This is a genomic window from Bacillus sp. XF8 (assembly GCF_017498755.1).
Lineage (GTDB): Bacteria > Bacillota > Bacilli > Bacillales > Bacillaceae_G > Bacillus_A > Bacillus_A bingmayongensis.
The window spans coordinates 1-23,272 of the sequence record NZ_JAGDQK010000048.1; the positions used below are offsets into that span (position 1 = coordinate 1).

The window sequence follows — 23,272 nt, forward strand, 5'->3', positions numbered from 1 at the left end:
TGAAAGTCCAGCAAAAATACGTTGGTTATCCTTTTTAACGTCATGGACCTCACCAGCAATTTTTAATGCCTGCTGCCTTAAACCCTCAAACTGAAAGCTCATCTGTTTATGCTCTAAAGAGTCTAAGGTTTTATATAAATCATAGGATTTTTTTGTTATATTTTCAGCATCTTGCAACGTTTTTTTTAAATGAACAGCATCTTCATATAAATTAGAGATAAGCATAAGCATGTGTTCATTTTGTTTTTTTATGTGTCTCTCCCTTGACTGCGCTTCATACAGTTTCATCATATTGAAAAAACTTAGAACGATAAAACTATGGGAAAATGCGATAACGATTATCTCATTTATTGCCTCTGGTGTGATAGTTGTTTTTAATACGAAATATTGAATCATTAATTCCACACAGTCTGATAATATTTCAATAATGCAACCGACAAACCCAATCATCAGTGGTTGATGATGAAAACGTTCGACTTTCGCTAAGTAAAACAGACAAGAATAAGTAAAATAAAAGAAAAAACTAGGATAGTGGATATGGAAAGCAGCTATCCAATCCATATTTTCATTTGTGATGACGTCCATTAAGATACGAAATGCTACAACCACTATTGCTGTTAAAAAACCCGGCAAAAATGCTGGTATTCGTCGAAATAATAACAAAAAAAAGAAAAATGTTGGTGCACCAAAGCTCATTCTAAATGTTTCATTTAAGGGAAATGACTTTATTTCACCTACTAAGGGTACTGTAAATATCATCAAAACCAGAATATAGATGTCTTTTCTTACTAAATTACTAAGATTCAAAATAATCACTTCTCACTTTCGCCTAACAGTCAGTATACAAATCTATTAACATTAATACAACACTTACTCTATTTTTTACAAAAAACGATAAATAAGATATAAACGAAAGCATTAAACATTGTGAGTATTCTTTACATTCTTCTACTTTAGGAAGATACTTTGTAACCCAAAAATGTTCAGACACATTATACGGTCTGAACATTTTTGTATTCGCTCTGACACAAAAACATCTATGATCCTTTTTAGAATATACTTAAATCCCATTCTTTTGCAATATGTTCTAATAACATAACCCCTGGTAAACTATTCCCATATTCATCAATGGCTGGTCCATAAATACCAATACCACATCCATCTTGAAACGGTAGATCCCCCCTGGATTTTGAGGGGACAAGTGCCATAATCCCTCCGGACACCCCACTTTTAGCTGGCAACCCAATGAAAGCAGCAAATTTGCCAGAAGCATTGTACATTCCACAAGTAAGCATTAAGGCTTTTGTTAATCTAGCGACCTCTTTAGGGAGAACTTGTTCTTTACGAATAGGATGATATCCATCATGTGCTAGTATAAGCCCTATTAAGGCAATATCCTCTGTATTTATTTCTATCGAACATTGTTTTAAGTAAACTTCTAGTGCCTCCTCCACATCTGATTCTAAAAAACCATTCTCCTTTAAATAGTATGCTAAAGCTCTATTGCGATGAGCTGTTTGCCATTCTGATTGAAACACTTTTTCATTAATGGCGGGACGCTTCTCTATCATTTTTTCGATTAATGCGTATAGAGATTCTAATTTTTCTTGCACCGATGTTCCTGGCAGAAGCGAAGCTACCGTAATCGCTCCAGCATTAATCATAGGATTAAAAGGTTTTCCTGGTTTATGCATCTCTAAACGAATAATCGAATTGAAGGCATCTCCAGTTGGTTCTACATCAACTCGCTCTAATACATAAGAAATACCGCGGCTTAAACAAGCGGCTATAAAGCCGATTACTTTTGATATACTTTGTAAGGTAAAAGGTACCTCCCAATCCCCTGACTTTATCATTGTTCCATCTGGCTCTACTATACAAATACCTAATTGCGATAAATTTATCTTCCCCAAAGCGGGAATATAACTGGCGCTTTGTCCCTTAGCAGCATAGGATCGATAATGAGCTACCCATTGATCTAAGTAAGCTTTTTCTTGACTCTCAACTTGAACGCTAGACTCCTTTATCATTTAACCATATTCCTCCGTACTATTAACTTTGTATAGAATTATTTTTTCTTTATTATAATCAATAATATTTGCACTAGAACCAAGAAAGATATTCAGACATATTACAGTCTGAATATCTTTCTTGTTACATACTTTTCTTTTTTGAAGTGTCCTGATAATGCTCCCAACATTCAATGTTTTCAAGCCCTTTAATGCTTTCTTTATAAAAAATAGGATCTTTACCAGCTTTTTTCTGTTTCATGTAATCCTGCAACGCAGCAAAGGCTATTTTTGATAGTAATGTAATAGCAATTAAATTTATAATAACCATAAAGCCCATAAATAAATCCGCTAAATCCCATACAAGTTGGATCTTTGCAACCGAACCGAATACGATCATGGCTAACACACTTATTCGGTATACCATCAACCATACTTTACTTTTATGTAAGAATCGAATATTTGTTTCTCCGTAATAATAGTTCCCAATTAACGCACCGAATCCAAATAGGAAAACAAAGATAGCAAGACAGCCCGATGCCCAAGAGCCGATATGTTCACTTAATGCTGCTTGTGTAAGTGCAATTCCATTTAGCTCTGGTTGTTTGTATGCATCAGAAAGTAAAATAATAAATGCTGTGCTTGTACAAATAATCAGTGTATCCGTTAATACACCAAATGCTTGTATAAGTCCTTGTTTCACCGGATGGCTTGTTGTTGCCGTTGCAGCAACGTTTGGCGCACTTCCCATACCAGCCTCATTTGAGAATAAACCACGTTTAACTCCATTCATGAGTGCTGCGCCAATTGAACCGCCTGCTATTTGTTTAAAGCCAAATGCGTTTTGAACAATAAGAGAAAGAACTTCCGGCATTTTTGTTATGTTCGTAACTACAACAAATAATGCAACTCCAATGTATAAGACTGCTAGAAACATCACCTTGTATTCAGCCATTTTTGCAATACGCTGCACACCGCCAAAGATAATCACTGCGAAAGCAATTGCCATGATAATCCCTACAGTTAAACGATCTGTACCGAAAGAGTTCTCAAAAGCAATTGTAACGGTATTTGATTGTACAGAATTGAATACAAGACCGAAAGTAATCGTAATTAAAATAGAGAATATTACTCCCATCCAACGTTTGTTTAGCCCTTTTTCCATATAATAGGATGGACCACCGCGGAAACCATCTTTATCTTTTACTTTATATATTTGTGCTAATGTACTTTCAACAAAGCTGGATGCTGAGCTAATAATAGAAATAATCCACATCCAAAATACCGCTCCAGGACCGCCTAGTGCAATTGCAATCGCAATTCCTGTGATATTTCCTGTTCCAACGCGTGCGGCCATACCAATACAGAACGCTTGAAACGGAGAAATTTGGTCTTTAGAACTATTCTTCCCTTCCATTAACACACGGACCATTTCTTTTAGCATTCGAAACTGTACAAATTTCGATTTAAATGTGAAATAAATTCCGCAAAAAACAAGCATAATAATTAGCAATTTAGACCATAAAAAAGCATTCGTTGATCCGACTAAATCCAACAAGAATTGTTCCATATCATCACCTCATATCAAAATTTCATATCCCCTAATCTATATAAAATCACCTTTATTTTCTGACATAACTAACCTCGTTTCATATACACATGCAACAAAGACAAAAATTTTCTATGAAAATGGTATTTCCTCGTTTATACGAATATTCATAATATGTAACTGTACAGCTGACATCTTGAAGGATCTGATGCTTGTATACTTGGATGCTCTAGCTCCTCCCGCAAAAAAATAGTTTTTATCCAGAAATGTGGCTGCACCATCATACTTGTTCCGTATACTGGATTTTTAAATTGGACTTATATAAATCCTTTTTGTCTCTTTTTATTATTTGCACAGGGATATAAACCGAATTATCAAAAAACAAAACGATTATAAGCACTTTAATATTTGTTTTAGAACATAGTCTCTTTAGTTTATAATTAACACTTCTTAGAAAAGCACTTGTCTGCCCTGGTATTCCCTTCTAAATCAACACATGATATCAGTAGATGTACTGCCCCTCACTTGTCTGCAAATTTTTGCTACAAAACCTTCATTTAAATACTTTGTTTATATAATATTATATTGCCAATTTTACAGTATTTCAGGAATCTTTAATTCTATTTTCCTCTATAGATAAAGAAAATCATTAATAGATTTCCTTAATATCAGATAAACATATAGAGAAGATCTTTTGCTGTTCATTTATTAAAAGAAGTGTTTGTTGGTGTAAATCAAGGTTGCAAACTCGCCCCTTACATGTTTTCAAAAATCCACTCTGATAGTAATCAATAGTGATTAAGTGATTTTTTGCTAATTTTCTTAAGAACATGAATTTATCTCCTTTCTCACTACTAATCTATATAAATAGCCTGTAAGTAAAAGAATCTAGGCTAAGTAAAAAATTCAAAAACCATACTTTGAAGCGCTTTCAACCCTAAACTAATAGAAACGTATTTTTAATTTATAACCAAAAGTACAGAATCTTACCAAAAAGTACAGTTTTTTATAAAATATTTTTTAAAATATTTAAAAATTCATTTTGGTGAAAAAACTTCAAGATAATCGTCGTGAATTTCTAAATCTTGGACATAATGAAGAAACAATTATTAACCGTTATACACTAAGCAAATACGGATAAGAAAAAAGCCGAATTTTACCTCATTAGGGGTACCACCCCATCGCTATCAAGCTAAGGTTTTATTACACCCCCAGAACGAAATTTTTAGGCTTTCTTGTAACGAAAAAGCGTATTTATCGTTTTTGGGGTGACCTGTTTTCTTAGGTTGATGACAATGGTCACTCCCCGAAATACTCGAAAAAAATGAACCATTCCACTTGAGCAAACTTGAAAATTACAAAAAAAGAGTTTAATAAAAATAAGTTTAAATAAACTATCAATTAACTTTTTAGTTGATTAATACATTGGAAAAGAAGGGATAATAATGATGTTTTTTATGTCAATTATTAATGTGGCTTTTATATGTTTTATTCATAATATAACGAAATAGATATTTGAATATGGAGTAAACCATCCAAATTCAAACAAGCGCATTTTAAACCTTTTACAATTCGTTAAATTTGCTCCATTAATTGCATTACTTGTATTATTCGTACTGGTTTTAACAACTCTGCATACAAAAGCAGGTATTCGACTATCTCATGCCTGGTATGATGCACAATTTTGGGCTTATTATACGTTCTTGTTTTGCAGTTATATGATAACTAAGAAAAAAATTTTTCTATTTTCGATGATTATATCTTTATTAATAGCCATTTATAACACTCCATTATTTCACTTTGAAAACCTATTTATAGGACATTATGTAGTTGTTGCTGATATTTTCGGAACTTTAATGTTTATAAATTTATGGATAGCAATATCAAAAATTTTAGTGAAAATGAAAAATAAGTAATTACTTTTGGTTCCTGTAATTGACGTAACAGAAATGCGATATGTGGCATTACAAATTATAAAAAAGCAGTGGAAATATAATTTTATTAAAAGTCAATATATTTCTTTAACCCCCTAATAACACTAAGTTTTCATTTAATGTCAGACATTATAAGGGGTAAATTAAAAAGGATAGAAGAGCAGAATAAAATATGCTCTATCTATCCTTTTTTTGTACTACAAATGACCCCATTTACTGCAACAACTAATTGTAATGTTGTTGTACTAACGCTACCCGTAGTTTTAGGGGTCTCGCCACACATCCATCAACATTTAGGTGAATTTCTAAAAGCTATGTTAGGCACCAAGATTAATATAAAAAAACAGGGTTCGTGGGGCGTTTTCCCTAGCGAACCCTTTTGCATTCATATGAAAAAACAAATCAAACAAGGATAAACAAACAATTCCCCCAAATGATGCGTGACTCCTCAATCTTATGTTTCATCGTTAAAAACCACTTATTTCCCAGCATATCAAAGTTGCGGAACTGAGATAAGATGTTTGTAAGATGTGCTTACTTCCTCTGCCAATGCTTTGATTTTCATCATGATTTGAAGCATTTCTTCTGTTGTCGTCCTTGGGTTGATAGAACAAAGTCGAATAACCACTTTCTCTTTCAATTCGGTCGTACTTAACATGGCAAATCCTCTGTGAGTAATTTCTTCCACCAGTTTTTTGTTTATTTCATTGATTGTATCTGTTGATGCTAATTCACAAGGGATATAACGAAAAGTAACAATTCCTAACTGGGCAGGTGTTACCACCTCCCAATCTTTCGCTTTCCCTAAGAACGCTTCAACTTGTTCAGCCAACATGATGCCATGATCAATTGCTTGGCGAAAAGCTGCGACTCCAAACACTTTAAAAGACAGCCACACCTTTAACGCCCTAAATCTGCGCGAAAGTTCAATTCCACATTCTCCAAAATTGATTTCTTCTTCTATATAGGTTTCCGTATCCTTGATATACTCTGGGATCATACGAAATGTTTTGCTTAAGTATTGGCTGTTTCTAATGAGTACACAGCCTACATCATAAGGCTGAAAAAGCCATTTATGAGGGTCCAACGTCAAGGAATCGACACGATGAATTCCTTGAAGCAAAGCACTTCCTTTTTCACTGAGAATTGCCGGGGCACCATAGGCTCCATCCGCATGTAGCCATACATCTTCGTCATTACAAAGATCAGCCAACTCATTGAGGGAATCAACCGCTCCGCAATTAGTTGTTCCAGCATTAGCAATGACACAGAATGGGTTTTTCCCTTTTGTTCGATCTTCTTTTATTTGCTTTTTCAAAGCACTGACTGAAATTCGTAAATGTTCATCCGTTTCGATTCGGCAAATTTGATGGTGTTTGAAACCCAATACTTTTAGTGCCCGATCCACAGAAAAATGAGTCTGGTCGGAAAAATAAACAACCGCATTATCTATGTCATTATTAAGCTTGACCTGTCTAGCTACATTAAGCGCGGTTAAATTAGCCATGGAACCTCCGCTTACAAATAGCCCTTCAGCCGAATCAGGGAATCCTAACATCGATTTTAACCAATTGATTGTCGTTAATTCGATTTGCTCAGCACCTGCGCCTACTATCCAAGCTGTTGGAAATACATTAAATCCACTTGCTAAAAAATCTGCTACTACCCCAACATAATTATTGGGACCCGGCACAAAAGCCATAAAATGAGGATGATCCACATGGGTAATCTGATTAAACACGTTCCTATTAAGAAAATGAAGGAGCTCTTTCGGATCGGATCCGTTTTCTGGGATTGATTCAGTCAGCTTGTTTCTGAGAATATCACTATCAATCGTTTCAGATACTGGTTTGCTTTTCAAATGATTCATATGATCAATGATCATATCAACCGCTTGATATCCTAACTGACGCATCTCTTCGGCTGATAACTGCAGGTTTTCCGTCACTTGTTTCACTCCTATTCTATTTTAAAAGGCGAGTTGTTGCTCGCCTTTTCATTTTTTATAATTTGTAATCGCCGATCGTCTGTGTTGGATTATGAACAATCGTTTTAATTAACGTATGGAGGTGATTCAATATTCCCTGTACTTGCTCCGCTTCATAGCTATTTTGATCATATCCAAACTTCATTGTAAGTTTCTCTTCAGGGAAGCACATAATTCCGTACTTCACATGCGGCTCATCAACGACTTGGTAATCTGTGATGGCAAAATTTCTGTTCTCATTTGAAGAGAAAATGGATGGGTTAGTTGGATAGTTTTCAAACACCCAAAGATGGTCGGTCAACTGATCGTTCAACTCACTTTGTTTTTGAATCTCAACAAATGAATAGTAAGCATACTCATTACATTTCAATGTTTCTTGTTGAACTTTTTGCAGGAGATCCACAAAAGATTGCGTTTCTTCCCAGGCTACTCGGATAGGCAAAACATTTGTGAACAGACCAAACATATTTTCAATCCCTTCCACTTTGGGAGGTCTGACCGATACCAGATTGGGTAATACTACTTCTTTCGTTCCATTGTATTTGCCAAGCAATATACCCCATACAGCTAGTAAAGCCGAATTCATGGTTACATGGTGTTTGGTTACAAATGTCTGTAACTGATTGGTCAGATCCTCATCTAACGTTAAATCCATAAATGTGAAGCTTAACCCTTTACTATGAGTTGGTACTTTCTTTTTGGGAATGCTGATTTTCCGATTATACCCTGATAAATAATGGCGCCAAAAATGGCGTGCTTTCTCATGGTCTTGCGCTAAAGTCCAGTCAATGAATGCTTGAAAAGGCTTTGCTGGAGGTAATTCCACTGTAGTTCCCGCATTTTCCGCTTCATAAAGTTGGAATAATTCGTCTAACAAAATACTGACACTCCAACCATCACACAATAGATGATGGGCACTCCAAACTACCTTATACTCGGCATTGCCTAGTTGAAATACACAAAGACGGGTCATGAGTTCATCATTTTTGAATCCTCGATCTAAATTTTCACTCATCCACTGGTCCAAGCATTCCTGCTGCTCTTGTCTCGTCATCTCAATCAAGCTTTGTACCTCTGAAATCATTTGAACATCATGTAACACAGCTTGCCAAGGTTGTTCTTGTTCACCTTGCACAATGATCGTTCTTAGAGAATCATGACGATTAACTAATTGTTGAAAACACTGAATAAAGAGATCTACATCCAGTTGCCCCTCAAGTGTCCAAATCGTTTGTTCAAAATAAGCATTGGTATCAGGTTCAGCTACAGCATGTTCATAAATAACTTGTTGGAAGGGTGCCAATGGATAGATTCGTTCTATTTTTATATCCGGCATTTTTTCTTGTATTCTGTTAAGCGTATGTTGATTAAGCTGTTTATCTCTAACATTCAGTGATGTAACTTTATTTTCTTTCTTTTTGTTTATATCGTCTGTTTGTGAGTGTAAAGGATGGTCTAGCCTCTTAACAAAATGAACCATGTCACCTAATATAGGGAAGGCAAATAGATTTTTTGGCTCTAACTGAAATCCTTGTCTATAAAGTCTTACAGAAACTTGAATGGCCTTAATCGAATCGCCACCCAAAGCAAAGAAATGATCATTTACTCCGATTTGGTCTACTTTGAGCACTTCTTGCCATACACTGGTCAATATTTTTTCCATTTCAGTTTTTGGAGCAATATACACATCATTTTTTTGTTTCTCTGGAGCAGGAAGCGCCTTTCGATCTAATTTTCCATTAGGGGTCAAGGGTAGTCGCTCCAAATAAACAAAATAAGAAGGGATCATGTACTCTGGCAAGTGGTCTCGCAAATGTTTTCGTAGTTCTTTTGTACTGATATCTTGCTCAGTTACCACATATGCGACTAAAAATTTTATCCCATTCTCATCTGTCTGGTCAATCACTACAGCTTGGTCTACTTGGTTGTAAGTGAGAAGGCAATGGGCGATCTCTTCTAACTCCACTCGATATCCTTGAATTTTGACTTGGTAATCTTGGCGTCCTAAAAATTCAATATATCCCTCGGGATGCATCCTGCCACAATCCCCTGTCTTGTAAATAAGACCAAGGTCTGGATGTGACACAAACACTTCGTTCGTTTTCTGTTCATCATTCAAATATCCTTGAGCAAGACCCACTCCCCCAATATATAAATCACCGATCACACCAACTGGGCACATTTTCTTATCGTAGTTCAACACATAATACGTTTGGTTTGCCAAAGGCATCCCATATGGAATGCTGTTCCAGTGTGCTTCCACCTGTTTGACTGGATAATAAATCGACCAAATTGATGCTTCTGTTGCCCCTCCCAGTGAAATTACTTCCGCGATCGGGAAATGTCGTTTTATTTTTTCTGGTAAAGGGAGTGGAATCCAATCCCCACTATGTAAGACCAAACGCAAGGAAGAATTTTCAAAATGAGAACCTACCTGATCCAATGCCAAATCCATGATTGCAGGTACTGTATTCCAGATCGTAATTCCTCTGCGTTCGACCGTACGGATCAGCTCTTGCATGTCTCTCGGATCACGAATCATTACCAACATTGCACCTGTACTTAACGCTCCAAAAATATCGTATACAGACAGGTCAAAACACATGGAGGAGATACCAATAATGCGATCGTCTTCATTCACCTGATATTTTTGATTGATATCTTGAATGGTATTTGCAACCGCTTGGTGAGTAATGATCACTCCTTTTGGTTTTCCGGTACTTCCTGAAGTATAGATAATATAGGCAAGATCTTCCGGACCAGCAATGGTAGGCAGATCTTCGGTTGCATATAATGACAGATGTTTCTCTTCATAAAGACCAGGTTCCAACAAAAGTTTGCATGAGCTATTTTCTAAGATATATGTTTGTCGATCTGGTGGATGATCGGGATCGATAGGTACATAAGCAGCACCCGCTTTTAATATCCCCATCATATTAACAATCGTATCAACCCGTCTCTGTGCCAAAATACCAACTTTGTCACCTAGACCAATCCCTTGTTCTTGCAAATAGTGAGCAACTTGATTGGAGCGTTGATGAAGGTCCAAGTAAGTTAACCACTCTTGTTCAAAGACCACTGCCACTTGATCTGGTATACGTTGTACTTGGTCTGCAAACAATTGATACAGGGTAGTCGAAGGTATTTTTTCTGTTGTCTGATTATACTGCTCAATTAAAGTCTGATCCGATTTTTTCACTTGCAAAGAGGTTACGTCTCTTTGTTTCACCAATTGTTCCAACAGATCGACAAATTGAGAAAACATTGCTTCCATCACATCAACATCAAACAATTCTTCTACATAGTTCCAGCTAATCAATAACTCTCCATTTTTTTCAATTACCACATTATCCAAATACACTTGTGGAGTCCGAGCGTGAATATGGTGGAGAGAGCCAAGCTGCTCCCAAGCAAAAGCACCCGCGCCTGCTAGCATCGAGGTGAAAACAATTGGCATGACTGCTTTTGGTCTCATTTGGTGATATCGAGTAAAATCTCGAATAAAGTTAACTCCATCATAATGACGATGTTCAAGTCCATCTAATAAAGTCGATTGAGTTTGCTCCACTCTGGTAAAGAAAGATTCTTCTGGATTCACATTCACGTCCAACAAGATGAGTGAAGTGAAATCTCCCACAATCTGCTCTACTTCTTCATGAACAGGATAACGGTTAAATACAGTCAGATTCATTGCCAATCGATGTTGATTACTCCAATATGCCAACACTTCTCCATATATCGTACAAAGAAGTGCGGAAGGAGTTACTTCTTTCTCTTGTGCTAGCTTCCGTAACTTCGTCCATTTGTCTTTGTCCAAGATCTTAGTAAGTGATTGAAAGTTAGGGGTAGCAATCTCTGCTGGATCCTTTTTTAACAGCAGAGAAGGCGCAAATGGAAAGTCAGGCAGCTTACTTGTCCAATAATCTTTTGCTTTTTTATATTCTTTGCTTTGTTCCATTTCATCATAGATGAACATGTAATCTTGAAAATCAAAAGAAAGAGATTCCAATCTTTGATCTGGTTTGTGATAATAATGCAACAAATCATGTCCAACGATGTTCATGCTTGCCCCGTCCATCAATAAAGCATCATATCGAAAACATAACAAATAAGTGTCTTTTTTTAAAAGAAAGGCTTTTAATTCAAACAAAGGCCATTGCCCCAAAGGAAATACATGGTTGGTCATTCGAGAACGTTCTTCTTGCAATCGAACATTTTGTTTCCCATCATCTAAACCAATGAGATTTTCTATTTCAATCTGATAATCAGGAACGTCTTGTAAGATTTGCTGTTTTCCCTCTGGCAAGATCACAGCTCGTAACATAGGATGGCGCTGAATTACCTTTTGGAAACTTTGCGAAAGCCGATTGATATCCAATTTTGTTTCATATTCAAAATACGTTTGAGGTGAAATGCCGCTTAATTCAAACTGCGGATTACGCCCTAACATGTAAGCTGTTTGAACTTCTGTTAAGGAAAATGGCTTGGACAAATCTTTAACACGGGTTGGTGTTTTATCTAGGCTTTCTTCTTTCTGCTCCACTTCTACACAAGAACTAAGTTGAGCAATCGTGGGATGGTTAAAAATATCCCTTGTACTTACTTTCAGATGGTCTTTTCCTAATAAATTGATAATCTGTAGTGTCTTAATCGACTCTCCTCCTAAGACAAAAAAGTTATCATGAATACCGATCCGCTCAATCTCCATCACTTTTTCCCATGCTTGCACCAATTTCTGTTCGATTTGATTTCGTGGGGCGACATATGGGATGGATATTTGATCTGTTTGAGTTAAATCCAACAACCTTTTTCGATCCACTTTTCCATTTGGATTCAGTGGAATCTCTTTTACCTGAATCATTTTTTCGGGAATCATAAACTCAGGCAATTTATTGCTTAGATATTTTCTGAGCTTTTCAAAAGGGATCTTCTTATCCGATTGATAGTAAGCAGCTAACAAATTTCTATTTCCATCTACCTGATCAACAACAATAGCTCGGCTTATCTCTGGATGTCTCTTTAGCTGAGCCTCGATTTCCCCTATTTCAATCCGATATCCCCGTATTTTCACCTGATGATCCATTCGACCGAGATATTCAAGTTCTCCATTAGGTAACCATCGGACGAGATCACCAGTACGATACATCATTTCTCCCGTCACAAAATGATTCGGGACAAATTTTTCATCTGTCAATTTAGATTTACCAAGATAACCCCGAGCTACCGCCACTCCGGCAATACAGAGCTCTCCCGGCATTCCCCAAGGTTTCATTTGACTATATTTATTCAATACATAAGAACGATAATTGGGATTAGGTTTCCCGATCGTCACTTCTTTGGCAGTACTCAAATCTTTTACTGCTGCACAAATGGTTGTTTCTGTCGGACCATAGATATTTAAAATTTGCGCTTCGCTGATGCTTCGAATTTTTTCAATCAAATCAATCGAAAATGCTTCTCCTGCTAACAAAATGGCCTTTAAATCTCTTAGAAACTCTGCCCCTTCTGGATCACTCAGAATCAATTCCATTCGCGATGGGGTCGATTCCCATAAATCCACCTTATGTTCTTTGACCAAATGAGCCAATTCTTTTGTTGCAAACTGTCCCTCTGTAGCAATGACTACCTTCGAGCCTTGAGTTAAAGGGATACATATTTCTAACAGAGATATATCAAAAGAAACACTAGCAAGAAACAAGAACGACTGATTATCTTTTAGCTTTTCTCTCATAATGCTTAAGAAATGGACGAGGGATCTCTGTTCCACCATTACGCCTTTTGGATTTCCTGTTGATCCTGATGTGTAAATAACATAAGCCAAATCATTAGGTTCACTTTCTCGATCTAGATTGCTTTCTTCACCTTGGAAGAGATGTTCCTCATCAAGATACAACACCTCACCGGCAAATTGCGGCAATTCTTTCTCTGTTCGCTTGCTCAGTAACCATTTTGCTTGACTATCTTGTAACATATATTCAATTCGTTCACTGGGATAGTGAGGATCGATTGGTAGATAAGCCCCACCAGCTTTTAAAATCCCCAACATGCCAATGATCATTTCCAATGATCGATCTACCATAACCCCAATAATACTTTCTTTGGACACACCCTTACTTTGAAGAACAGAAGCCAATTGATTTGCTTTCTTATTCAATTCTCTATATGTCAAAGATTGATTATTACAAATAACAGCAATTTGATCTGGGGTTTTCAACACTTGCTCCTCAAACAAATCCTGAAATGTTTGAGACAAGTCTATGCCCATCTGAACTTGATTAAATCCTTCTAGCAACTCTTTTTCTTCTTCCGAAATGATACTGATATCTTTCACAGCCAGATCAGGATTTCTCAACACTTGCTTTAAAACATAAAGATAAGATTTGACAAACTGTTGTAAAGGAAAAAGAGAATGAGACTTGCAAGCAATTTGAAATTCAAATTCATTATGCTTTTCATTCCATTTTCTTTGTATCCAGATGGCTAATTCATTCTCTGAGCATTCTTCTATTGAACTCTTATTATGTAATCCTTCCATCCCCAAAATGATTTGAAATGGATTTGAATAGAGCTTCGCTAATAATTCAGAGAGTGGATAACGCTGATTTTCATAACCAAGTAAAGTCGTTTGTTGGACCTGCTCCACTACTTGCTTAAAGGAGTAATGGAGATGGATTTCAGTTCCTATAGGAAGCAAATCATTCAAATTCTCCCTTTGTTCGTGATCTTTTCCGATTACAGGAACCCCGATTGTGATCCTTTCTTGGTCTGTATAATGCAACAAGCAAACCCTTAAAGCAGCCTGTAACCAGCTAAATAAAAATACATCCTGTGACTTACTTACTTTTTGTAAACTTTGACTAAGCTCTGCATCCATTATGACTTGAACATGGTCGCATGGATTGTCTTTATTCATTTGATAACCGCTATTAAATAACGAAAAATCAGGTACATCGTAAGATAATTGCTCCTTCCAAAACGATTCTGCCACTTTATACTCATGAATCGAACTCCGATCTTTGATGTGCATTTTTATCTTTAGCCCCCTAACATTAATTTCCATCTATTCACTGATTTTTAACCCAACTTCAATCCCGTGGAGAAATACTTGATGGTTATCCAAACTTAAAAAGCGATGAATATCCTCAAATTTCATATGCCCAACGGAACAAACTCCCAAGTTTAATGTCTCAGCCACCATATTTAACGTAGCAGTGATGATGCCTGATTCAATGCAAGCAAATAAATATCCATCTGAACCATATTTAGGCATGGAAGCGCGCGCATTATAGACTAGATAAATCGAAAAGGCAGACTGGGTAAATAATTCCTGGTTAATCATCTCATGATCACTCTTGATTACTTGGTCAATGTTGTTTACAAGCAAAAGACTATTCTCTGATGGGCTATAATAATAAAAACCAGCTTTCATACCTTCTACACGTTTCGGTTTTATATAGACGAAAATATCAATGGGATAAACTCCACCCGCACTGGCGTAATGGTAGTAGATTTTTTCTTCTTTCCTCTGTTTGAAAGTAGAAAACAGTTGCGCGAATTCTGAAAAAGGTACGGGATTTTTCATATCAAATTGGCGGCAAGATCTACGCTCCCTGATCATGGCGGGAAGCTCATCTTTTGTTTCAAGTTGAATTCCGGTTGACCGCGCAGCAGGATGCATTCGATTTAATTGTTCACTGATATACTTATCTAGATCATCTTTAGAGAAGCGAATCTGATCGCTATATGGATTCGGAAAAATTTTTTCTTGTGTGGAGAATACTTCTCTTGGATGTAATATGTTACTTACTAACACCCGATTCTTTATCATAAGTTCTACTATTTTTTGTGCCTCTCCTTCATTCCCTAACGAAAAGCGCTCTAATAGCTGACTGATCGTCACCCCCTTTTGGGCAAGAAAATAAAACTCAGGAAACCACTCAGACATAACTCCTGTATATCTCGTTCCCCCTATCAAAACTTCATTATGCAACTTCTCCCAATGCTTAATAGGAGACCAATAATAAATTTGCTCGCTCATATTCCCCTCCATAAAAGGTTAATTTATTTTAAAAATACAATCTTCCAATCCACAAAAAACAACCTTTATATAGTACATAATTGTTGAAATTCATACCATTTATCATTAATAAGTTTCCATCCTGTTACCATTCGGCCTTGTTCACTACCAGCTGTAGGTGTGAAATAATACCAAGTCCCTTTAATGGATTGCCAACCAACTAGCATAATGCTTGATGAATCAAAATAGTAACAAGCATTATTAATAGATTGCCAATCTTTTTGCACAAGTCCATTCCTATAGTAATACCACTTTCCATTATCTTGATACCACCCATCTGTTGGAGCAGCTTAAACTGATTGCTTTACAAGTTTACTAAAATTTGTTGTAGTTTCAGCTACAGCTATTCCATTGATAGACGTCAACAAAATAGTTGACGTACATAATACAGATAAAGAACATCTCATACAATAAACCATTCCCCTTCTCATATTTATTTTTCGAAAACTCGCAATAATAAGAATAATATATAAATCCCCAAATGTCAGTGAGAAAAAGTGAGAATATGTTGAGAATAAAATGTCAGAATATTCGTTTGTAATTTCACATCCTCTATAAGAGGTCACCATACATCACTATCAACCTAAGATAAATTTATATCCATAATTCATAGAAAACACAAACTTAGCTTGATGGGCATGTGTGGTGAATCCCTATCAATAAAAAAAGATTGATTGACAAGAAATTTTTAAAATATTAACATTGATTTATCATTTAATGACCATAGTCATAAAATGAACAAGGTCATTAAATGATAATACATTAAGAGAATGATGCAAAAAGAATTGAAAAGGACATTCTTTTACAAGCAACACAGTGACTAAAAAAATAAGTCTACGAGAAGATGTCCACTCAAGCAGTTTTGAAATTTTACGTTTTGATCCAAGTTCTTAATACTTTATTGCTTCTCTCTTTATGAATTACTTAATCATTAAAAGAATTAATGGAGGGGAAAATGAATGCATAACATTATCATTATTGGTGGTGGCATTGCTGGTCTTTCCGCAGCGATTGCCTTTCAAAAAATGGGTTTAGATGTAAAAGTATTTGATAAAAATAACGAGCCCACTGTTGCTGGCGCAGGTATTATTATTGCCCCCAATGCTATACAAGCACTGGAACCATACGGTATTTCTGATCAAATAAAGCGAGTTGGAAACGAAAGTGATGGCTTTCATTTATTATCTGAAAAAGGGAAAACTCTTAACAAATTAATGATTCCAACTTCTTATCCAAAAATGTATTCCATTCATAGAAAGGATTTACATCAATTGCTGTTATCCTCTCTGCATCCTGACACAGTTGAATGGGGAAAAGAATGTATACAGGTTGAACAAAATAATGAAGATACTGTACAAATACGTTTTCGTGATGGAAGTAAGATTAAAGGCAACATAGCGATTGCAGCAGACGGGATTCATTCTCTTATTCGAAAGCAGCTATCGCATAGTGATTATCGTTTTTCGGGATATACGTGTTGGCGTGGCGTAATCTCCTCTAAAAATCTTTCCTTAGCGAACGATTTCATTGAAACTTGGGGTACAAAAGGACGGTTCGGTATTGTTCCACTGCCTAACAATCAAGTATATTGGTATGCTTTAATAAACTCACAAGCTAATGACGCAAGATTTGCCGCATACACAATTGATGATTTGTATAACCACTTTAAAAATTATCATGATCCTATCCCAAACATTTTGAAACACGCTAAGCAACACAAAATGATTCACCGCGATATCATGGATATTGTTCCCATGAAGCAGTTTTTTGACAAACGTGTTGTGCTTATAGGGGATGCAGCACATGCACTTACTCCTAATTTAGGACAGGGAGCTTGTCAAGCAATTGAAGATGCTAGAATTCTCGCAGAATGTATTCAAAAAAATAGCGACTATCACCAAGCATTTATGGAGTATGACAAAAAAAGAAGAAACAGAGTTGAGAAGATTTCTAATCAGGCCTGGACAGTTGGTAAGCTAGCACAACTGGAAAGTAAAGCTTTAACTGTGCTAAGAGATCAAGTAATGAAACATACACCTAGATGGATTTCTGAAAAACAAGCACATGATTTATATAAATTTGAAGTTTAAAAAATAAAATGTGGTGAAGAAAATGAAAACATATACATATTTACTTTTTTCAACTCTATTACTTTTCTGTATGATAGGGTGTTCTTCTTCAGCATCCACTAAAGAAAAAGGAAAAGTGCCATTAATTACGTTTAAAACTGAAGAAATAACTACCGTCAAACTGCTTGATGTAAAAGAGAATAATAAGCTAAAAACAGAAATCAATGATACGGTGTTTATCGGACAAATGATTAAGTCAATTAAAAAGGGTACTTCTAAAGAGATATCTTTAAATAAACAAACTAGAGATTCTGTAAATACTAAAATGGAACTTTTATCTAACAAATCAAAAGAAACTTTATTAATATGGGTAAATGATAATGATACAATTACAGTAGCAAAAGATACAAATCAAAATACTACCCAAGGGGTTCAAATACAACATGATTTTCAGACGCCAATGATCGTGGTAAATTTTTTAAAACAATAAGAACAAGATTTATTTTGAGGTTAATCAATAAATAGCTATAATTGTATTTGTTAGGAGTAGATTATATGCTAAGAGAAACTAGAAAAAAAGAATTAAAAGAACTCATTTTCCTACAAGCAATAGAATTATTTAAAGAACGTGGATATGAAAACGTAACTGTTCAAGATATCACTGCTGCATGTGGGATTGCAAAAGGAACTTTTTTTAACTACTTTGCGAAAAAAGAACATATTTTGTTATTTTTAGGGGATTCTCAAATTGAATTATGGAATGAAAGCCTACAAACTTATCAGAATGTCGAGCATCCAAAAGAACAAATTCAGCTTATGTTAGGTGATTTATTATCTAGATTTACTGAACATGGCGAGCTCATGAAGCATGCAGTATTTGAAATTATTAAATCAAATTATTTAGTTGAAAACGAGCTGAAAAGTATTCAAAAACTACAAGGAAGTTTGCATTCCATTATTGAGCAAGCAAAACGGACGGAGAAACTAAAAAGTAACTGGGACACAAGTACGATTACTTCCACTATTATGAGTGTCTATTTTTATACGCTAATGTCTCAATCGTTAATGCATCCCCATGAAACTAATATTAAAGAAATGCTTAACAAGCAATTGGATGTCGTATGGGAAGGAATTAATAAAGAATAATAGTTATCTGGGATTTTACCCTACAAGAAAAACCTTCTTCTGGTACAAAATTTACATTTACGTTCTAAATGATCAGCATAAGTAAAAAGAACTGTATTATATATGCAGTTCTTTTTACTTATATTTTCTTGTTTTACTGTGATGCCTCCTCTCTCTTCCGCTCCAAAAACGTAATCCTTTCAATCACAACTTCTGTTTTATACACCCTCTCTCCCTGCTCATTATCGTAATTACTCGTATGAATACGACCCGTAATCCCAACAAGCGATCCCTTCTGACAATACTCTGACACATTTTCAGCGGATTTTCTCCAGACGACGCAGTAAATGTAGTCAGCTTGCTGTTCCCCTAAGCTATTTCGAAATCCTCTATTTACCGCGACGCATATACGTGCATAGGCAATTCCTTGCTTTGTATAGTATAGTTCCGGATCTTTTGTCAACCTTCCGATTAATACAACTCGATTCATCATATTTATACCACCTCACATTTTTTCTTCATTGTAGAGAAAAATAAAAAATAGGTAAAAACCGTAAAATGGTATATTTCTAAAAAGAAATCATAGCTTTAAATCTAATAAAATAAAAAAAGAAATGCTGCATGATTCAATCATGCAGCATTTCTTAAAATGTTTACACTTCACTACTTCACTACTTCACTTATACCTCACTGCAAGATATATAATATCCTCCACGAGCCATCCGTATATCCACTTGATACAATGTATTTTCTAGATAAAAAGTAATCGGCTTTACTTTACTTTCAAATTTAAGTTTTTCCTTAGAGTCAGTAGCATATGTCTCAATAGCAGCACAAATGGTTTCAACAGATGGATAAGTCAAAGCTTCATCTAATTCAATAAAAAAGCTTTTTCCTAATAGTTTTTTTAATAGCCCTTTCTTTTCTTTCATCATAAGCTCTCCCCCTTCACCACAAATTAACAATTATCACCACATTAACCATCCATATTATACCATAATCATAAACTCTTCTTGGTCTAAAAACATCAATTACCTTAAATCTAAAAAACACAAAGAAATCCTGCATGTTTCAAACATGCAGGATTTCTTTCAATTAGTCATTTTTCGTAAAGTAAGAAACGAAACGAAGAATTTCTAAGTATAACCATACTAGAGTCAACATTAAACCCATTGCACCGTACCACTCCATGTATTTTGGAGCTCCGCTGCGTGCACCGCTTTCGATTAAATCGAAGTCTAGTAATAAATTTAATGCAGCAACAACAATAACAACTGCACTAATGATAATACCAATTGTTCCACCTTGATGAATATACGGCACAGTAACACCAAACATGTTTAATAGGAATACGATTAAGTACATAATCATAATTCCAAACGTTGCGGCCATTACACCTGTGCGGAATTTATCAGTTACTTTTACTACGCGAGTTGCATATAAAACTAACATTGCAAATAAAATTGAAACTGTTAGTAATACAGCATTTAAAACGATAGAATCACCAAAACGCATTGTATAAAACGCTGAGATGCTTCCTAATACAACACCTTCTACTGCCGCATAAATCGGTGCAGTAATTGGCGAGATACGTGGAAAGAACATAGACGCAAACGCGATGATTGCAGCGACAATTAAAGAGCCAATTAAAACAGGCATTTTCATTGTACCTTGCATCATCTGTATGTATGAATAGACAGACGTCGCAAGAAGCAAAATAAGCATAATGAATGTTTTGCCTACTGCTCCGCCAATTGTCATCGTAGATGCACTTGCTCCCTCTTTACGAAATGCCTCTTTGTTCAACATTGGATTAGATGTTCTCATTTTTTCCCTCCTAAAATAGATTCTACTAATAGTGTAAAGTTTTTCTCTTTACATTTCAATATATGCAGCTTGTTTTTATTTTAAACCTTCAACGATGTCAGATAGTTCGCTCCAGCGTTCCATCGCTTTTTCTAGCTCTTCTTCCGTTTGCTGCTGTGCTTCCGAAAGTTCTTGAGCTTTTGTAAAATCAGAACCGACATTTGCAAGTTCTTCCCCAATTGTTTCAAGCTTCTCTTCAAGCCCTGCAATCGTATCTTCAATGGTTTCCCATTCACGCTGTTCGTGATATGAAAGTTTACGTTTACGTTGTTGCTTTGGAGCTTCTTCAACTTTCTTTTCCTTCTGTACTTCTACTTTTTCTAGTAGTTCTTGCGCCTTTTGTATATCTAGGTAATCACTATAGCTTCCTAAGAATTCACGAACTTCTCCGCCACCAGTAAAGATAAATAATTCATCTACTACTTTATCTAAGAAATAGCGATCATGCGATACCGTAAGCACGACGCCTGGGAAATCTTCTAAATAGTCTTCTAGTACTGTTAACGTTTGTGTATCTAAATCGTTGGTCGGCTCGTCTAATAAAAGTACATTTGGCTCTCCCATTAAAAGACGTAATAAATACAGACGTCTTCTTTCACCACCAGATAGTTTACCAAGTGGCGTTCCATGTGAATGCGGTGGGAATAAGAAACGCTCAAGCATTTGGGATACTCCAATGACTTTTCCATCTGTTGTATGAATTACTTCTGCAATTTCTTTAATGTATTCAATCATACGCTGATTTAAATTCATCTCTTCATTTTCCTGCGTATAATAAGCAATTTTCACAGTTTGCCCAATTTCAATTTCACCACTGTCAGGAAATAGTTTGCCTGCAAGCATATTTAATAGCGAAGATTTCCCGCTACCATTGGCCCCAATAATACCAATTCGATCGCCTGGTTTCACAATATGATTAAAATTATGTAATACCGTTTTTTCACCGAATTTCTTCGTTACATCTTTTAATTCAAGCACTTTCTTTCCTAAGCGACTTCCGCTAAGTGAAATATCAACAGATTGCTTCGCTGCTGGACCTTCTTGTTCTTTCAGCTCTTCAAAACGCTGAATACGTGCTTTTTGTTTCGTAGAACGAGCTTTCGCACCGCGGCGAATCCAAGCAAGTTCACGGCGATATAAGTTTTGGCGCTTTGATTCTTGCGCTAATTCTTGTTCCTCACGAAGTGCCTTCGCTTCTAAAAATGTACTATAGTTTCCTTCATAGCTATACAGATTACCATTATCTAGTTCAAAAATACGATTTGTAACACGATCTAAGAAGTAACGATCGTGCGTTACGAGTAACACAGCCCCTGTATAACGTGCTAAGTACTCCTCCAACCATTCTACTGTTTCATGGTCAAGGTGGTTCGTTGGCTCATCTAAAATTAATAAATCTGGCATTTCAATAAAGCATTGCGCCATTGCAATACGTTTCTTTTGTCCACCAGATAAGTTCCCAACAGTTGCTGTGAAATCTGTAATTCCGAGTTTCGTTAAGAGCGACTTCGCATTCGCATTTGCTTCCCATGCATTCATCGCATCCATACGTTGCTGCACAGCAAATAATTGTTCTTGTACTTTTTCATTACTTGGGTCTTTTTCTATGTTTAATAACGCTTGTTCGTATTCACGAAGAAGACGAATTAGCGGCGTATCACCGTGGAATACTTGCTCAAGCACTGTTAGATTTTCATTAAAATCCGGTTGCTGTGATAAATAGCTAATTGTATAGCCACGCGTATGTGTCATATCACCTGTATCGGGAATCTCTACCCCGGCAATAATTTTTAATAATGTAGATTTCCCTGTACCGTTTACACCAATAATGCCTGCACGTTGTCCCTCTGCAATACTAAATGATAATCCATCAAATAACGGTTTATCCCCATATGATTTTGATACGTTTTCTACTGTTAACATTTTCATATTTGTGCATTCCACTCTTTCATAAATTGTTCTATAAACTCTTCCATATAGCGATGACGAACTTCAGCCTCTCGCTTCGCAGCATCTGTATTCATTAAATCTTTCAACTTTAAAAGTTTTTCATAAAAATGATTTAACGATGGGTCACTATTTTTTCGATACTCTTCTTTCGTCATTTCTTCACGCGGTGGAATATTCGGGTCATACATTAAACGCCCTTTTGCACCGCCGTAAGCAAACGTGCGAGCAATACCAATGGCACCAAGTGCATCTAAACGATCTGCATCTTGAACAATTTTCCCTTCCAATGTTTCTACATTACCACCATGTCCACCTTTATAAGACATATTTGCAATAATATGAAGGATATGTTCCTTTTCTTCTTCAGTAACATCTAATCCTTCTAACCAATCAGAAACTTTTTTCATACCAGCTTCTTCACTTTCATTTAACTTCTCATCCGCTACATCGTGAAGTAAAGCTGCCATCTCAATTACAAAACGATCCCCACCTTCTTTTTCAGACAAAGAAATCGCTAATTTATGTACACGTTCAATGTGATACCAATCATGTCCACTGGCATCTTTTTCTAAAATATTTTTTACAAAGCCGACTGTTTTTTGTATTTGTTCTTGTTTTTTCATTTATCTTCACCCAATTCCTTATTGTAACACGCTCTCATTTTTTCATCACATATTTTCTTGTCTGCCCATAGACTGTTTTGTAC

The 23,272-nt window shown here is 35.9% G+C and carries 15 protein-coding genes and 2 pseudogenes; 4 read left to right on the forward strand and 13 right to left on the reverse strand.

The genetic code is table 11. The features are described from left to right. The 4 genes and pseudogenes from J4P91_RS24870 to J4P91_RS24885 all read right to left on the reverse strand — a co-directional run. Positions 1-816, reverse strand: a pseudogene (locus tag J4P91_RS24870) (ATP-binding protein); the annotation flags it as partial. 233 nt (positions 817-1,049) lie between these two features. After that, a complete protein-coding gene (locus tag J4P91_RS24875) occupies positions 1,050-2,030 on the reverse strand; it encodes a glutaminase (RefSeq protein ID WP_017149844.1) in 981 nt (326 codons plus the stop codon). Positions 2,031-2,154: 124 nt separating this feature from the next. Beyond that, positions 2,155-3,579 (reverse strand): alanine/glycine:cation symporter family protein, encoded by a 1,425-nt coding sequence (locus tag J4P91_RS24880; protein ID WP_017149845.1) that lies wholly within the window; start codon positions 3,577-3,579, stop codon positions 2,155-2,157. Positions 3,580-4,207: 628 nt separating this feature from the next. After that, positions 4,208-4,390 carry a YolD-like family protein gene (locus tag J4P91_RS24885; RefSeq protein ID WP_207996213.1) on the reverse strand — a complete coding sequence of 61 codons (183 nt, stop codon included), beginning with the start codon at positions 4,388-4,390 and terminating at the stop codon, positions 4,208-4,210. A 613-nt stretch (positions 4,391-5,003) separates the two neighbouring features. On the opposite strand from J4P91_RS24885, the pseudogene J4P91_RS29140 reads away from it, so the two are divergent. Continuing rightward, a pseudogene (locus tag J4P91_RS29140) lies at positions 5,004-5,474 on the forward strand (hypothetical protein). A gap of 511 nt (positions 5,475-5,985) precedes the next feature. Here the strand turns inward: J4P91_RS29140 and J4P91_RS24890 are convergent. The 4 genes from J4P91_RS24890 to J4P91_RS24905 form a co-directional block, all read right to left on the reverse strand. Then, positions 5,986-7,440, reverse strand: coding sequence for a pyridoxal phosphate-dependent decarboxylase family protein (locus J4P91_RS24890; protein ID WP_207996214.1), 1,455 nt, complete (start codon positions 7,438-7,440; stop codon positions 5,986-5,988). 55 nt (positions 7,441-7,495) lie between these two features. Next, positions 7,496-14,506 carry a non-ribosomal peptide synthetase gene (locus tag J4P91_RS24895; protein ID WP_207996215.1) on the reverse strand — a complete coding sequence of 2,337 codons (7,011 nt, stop codon included), beginning with the start codon at positions 14,504-14,506 and terminating at the stop codon, positions 7,496-7,498. Positions 14,507-14,539: 33 nt separating this feature from the next. Further along, entirely contained in the window at positions 14,540-15,517 is a 978-nt protein-coding gene (locus tag J4P91_RS24900) for a SagB/ThcOx family dehydrogenase (RefSeq protein ID WP_207996216.1), read from the reverse strand. 65 nt (positions 15,518-15,582) lie between these two features. Next, the gene (locus tag J4P91_RS24905) at positions 15,583-15,783 is read right to left on the reverse strand and encodes a choline-binding protein A (RefSeq protein ID WP_307802551.1); all 201 of its coding nucleotides are present in this window, start codon (positions 15,781-15,783) and stop codon (positions 15,583-15,585) included. Between the two features lie 732 nt (positions 15,784-16,515). Between J4P91_RS24905 and J4P91_RS24910 the strand changes: the two genes are divergently transcribed. The 3 genes from J4P91_RS24910 (at position 16,516) to J4P91_RS24920 (ending at position 18,771) form a co-directional block, all read left to right on the forward strand. Then, on the forward strand, positions 16,516-17,646 hold the full coding sequence (locus J4P91_RS24910) for an FAD-dependent oxidoreductase (RefSeq protein WP_207996217.1): 1,131 nt from the start codon (positions 16,516-16,518) through the stop codon (positions 17,644-17,646). 22 nt (positions 17,647-17,668) lie between these two features. Further along, positions 17,669-18,115, forward strand: a complete 447-nt coding sequence (locus J4P91_RS24915) for a hypothetical protein (protein ID WP_207996218.1) — start codon at positions 17,669-17,671, stop codon at positions 18,113-18,115. Positions 18,116-18,180: 65 nt separating this feature from the next. After that, positions 18,181-18,771, forward strand: coding sequence for a TetR/AcrR family transcriptional regulator (locus J4P91_RS24920; RefSeq protein ID WP_207996219.1), 591 nt, complete (start codon positions 18,181-18,183; stop codon positions 18,769-18,771). Between the two features lie 133 nt (positions 18,772-18,904). On the opposite strand, the gene J4P91_RS24925 is transcribed toward J4P91_RS24920, so the two are convergent. The 5 genes from J4P91_RS24925 to J4P91_RS24945 all read right to left on the reverse strand — a co-directional run bounded on the left by J4P91_RS24925 (position 18,905) and on the right by J4P91_RS24945 (position 23,189). Further along, on the reverse strand, positions 18,905-19,243 hold the full coding sequence (locus tag J4P91_RS24925) for a single-stranded DNA-binding protein (RefSeq protein WP_207996220.1): 339 nt from the start codon (positions 19,241-19,243) through the stop codon (positions 18,905-18,907). A 187-nt stretch (positions 19,244-19,430) separates the two neighbouring features. Next, positions 19,431-19,685, reverse strand: coding sequence for a DUF4318 domain-containing protein (locus tag J4P91_RS24930; RefSeq protein WP_017152008.1), 255 nt, complete (start codon positions 19,683-19,685; stop codon positions 19,431-19,433). A gap of 160 nt (positions 19,686-19,845) precedes the next feature. Continuing rightward, positions 19,846-20,577 carry a Bax inhibitor-1/YccA family protein gene (locus J4P91_RS24935; protein WP_017152009.1) on the reverse strand — a complete coding sequence of 244 codons (732 nt, stop codon included), beginning with the start codon at positions 20,575-20,577 and terminating at the stop codon, positions 19,846-19,848. Positions 20,578-20,652: 75 nt separating this feature from the next. Then, on the reverse strand, positions 20,653-22,545 hold the full coding sequence (locus J4P91_RS24940) for an ABC-F family ATP-binding cassette domain-containing protein (protein WP_207996221.1): 1,893 nt from the start codon (positions 22,543-22,545) through the stop codon (positions 20,653-20,655). Next, positions 22,542-23,189: an HD domain-containing protein gene (locus J4P91_RS24945; protein WP_017152011.1), complete on the reverse strand. Its 648-nt coding sequence runs from the start codon at positions 23,187-23,189 to the stop codon at positions 22,542-22,544. Before J4P91_RS24945 ends, J4P91_RS24940 begins: the two co-directional genes overlap by 4 nt. Between the last annotated feature and the right edge of the window lie 83 nt (positions 23,190-23,272).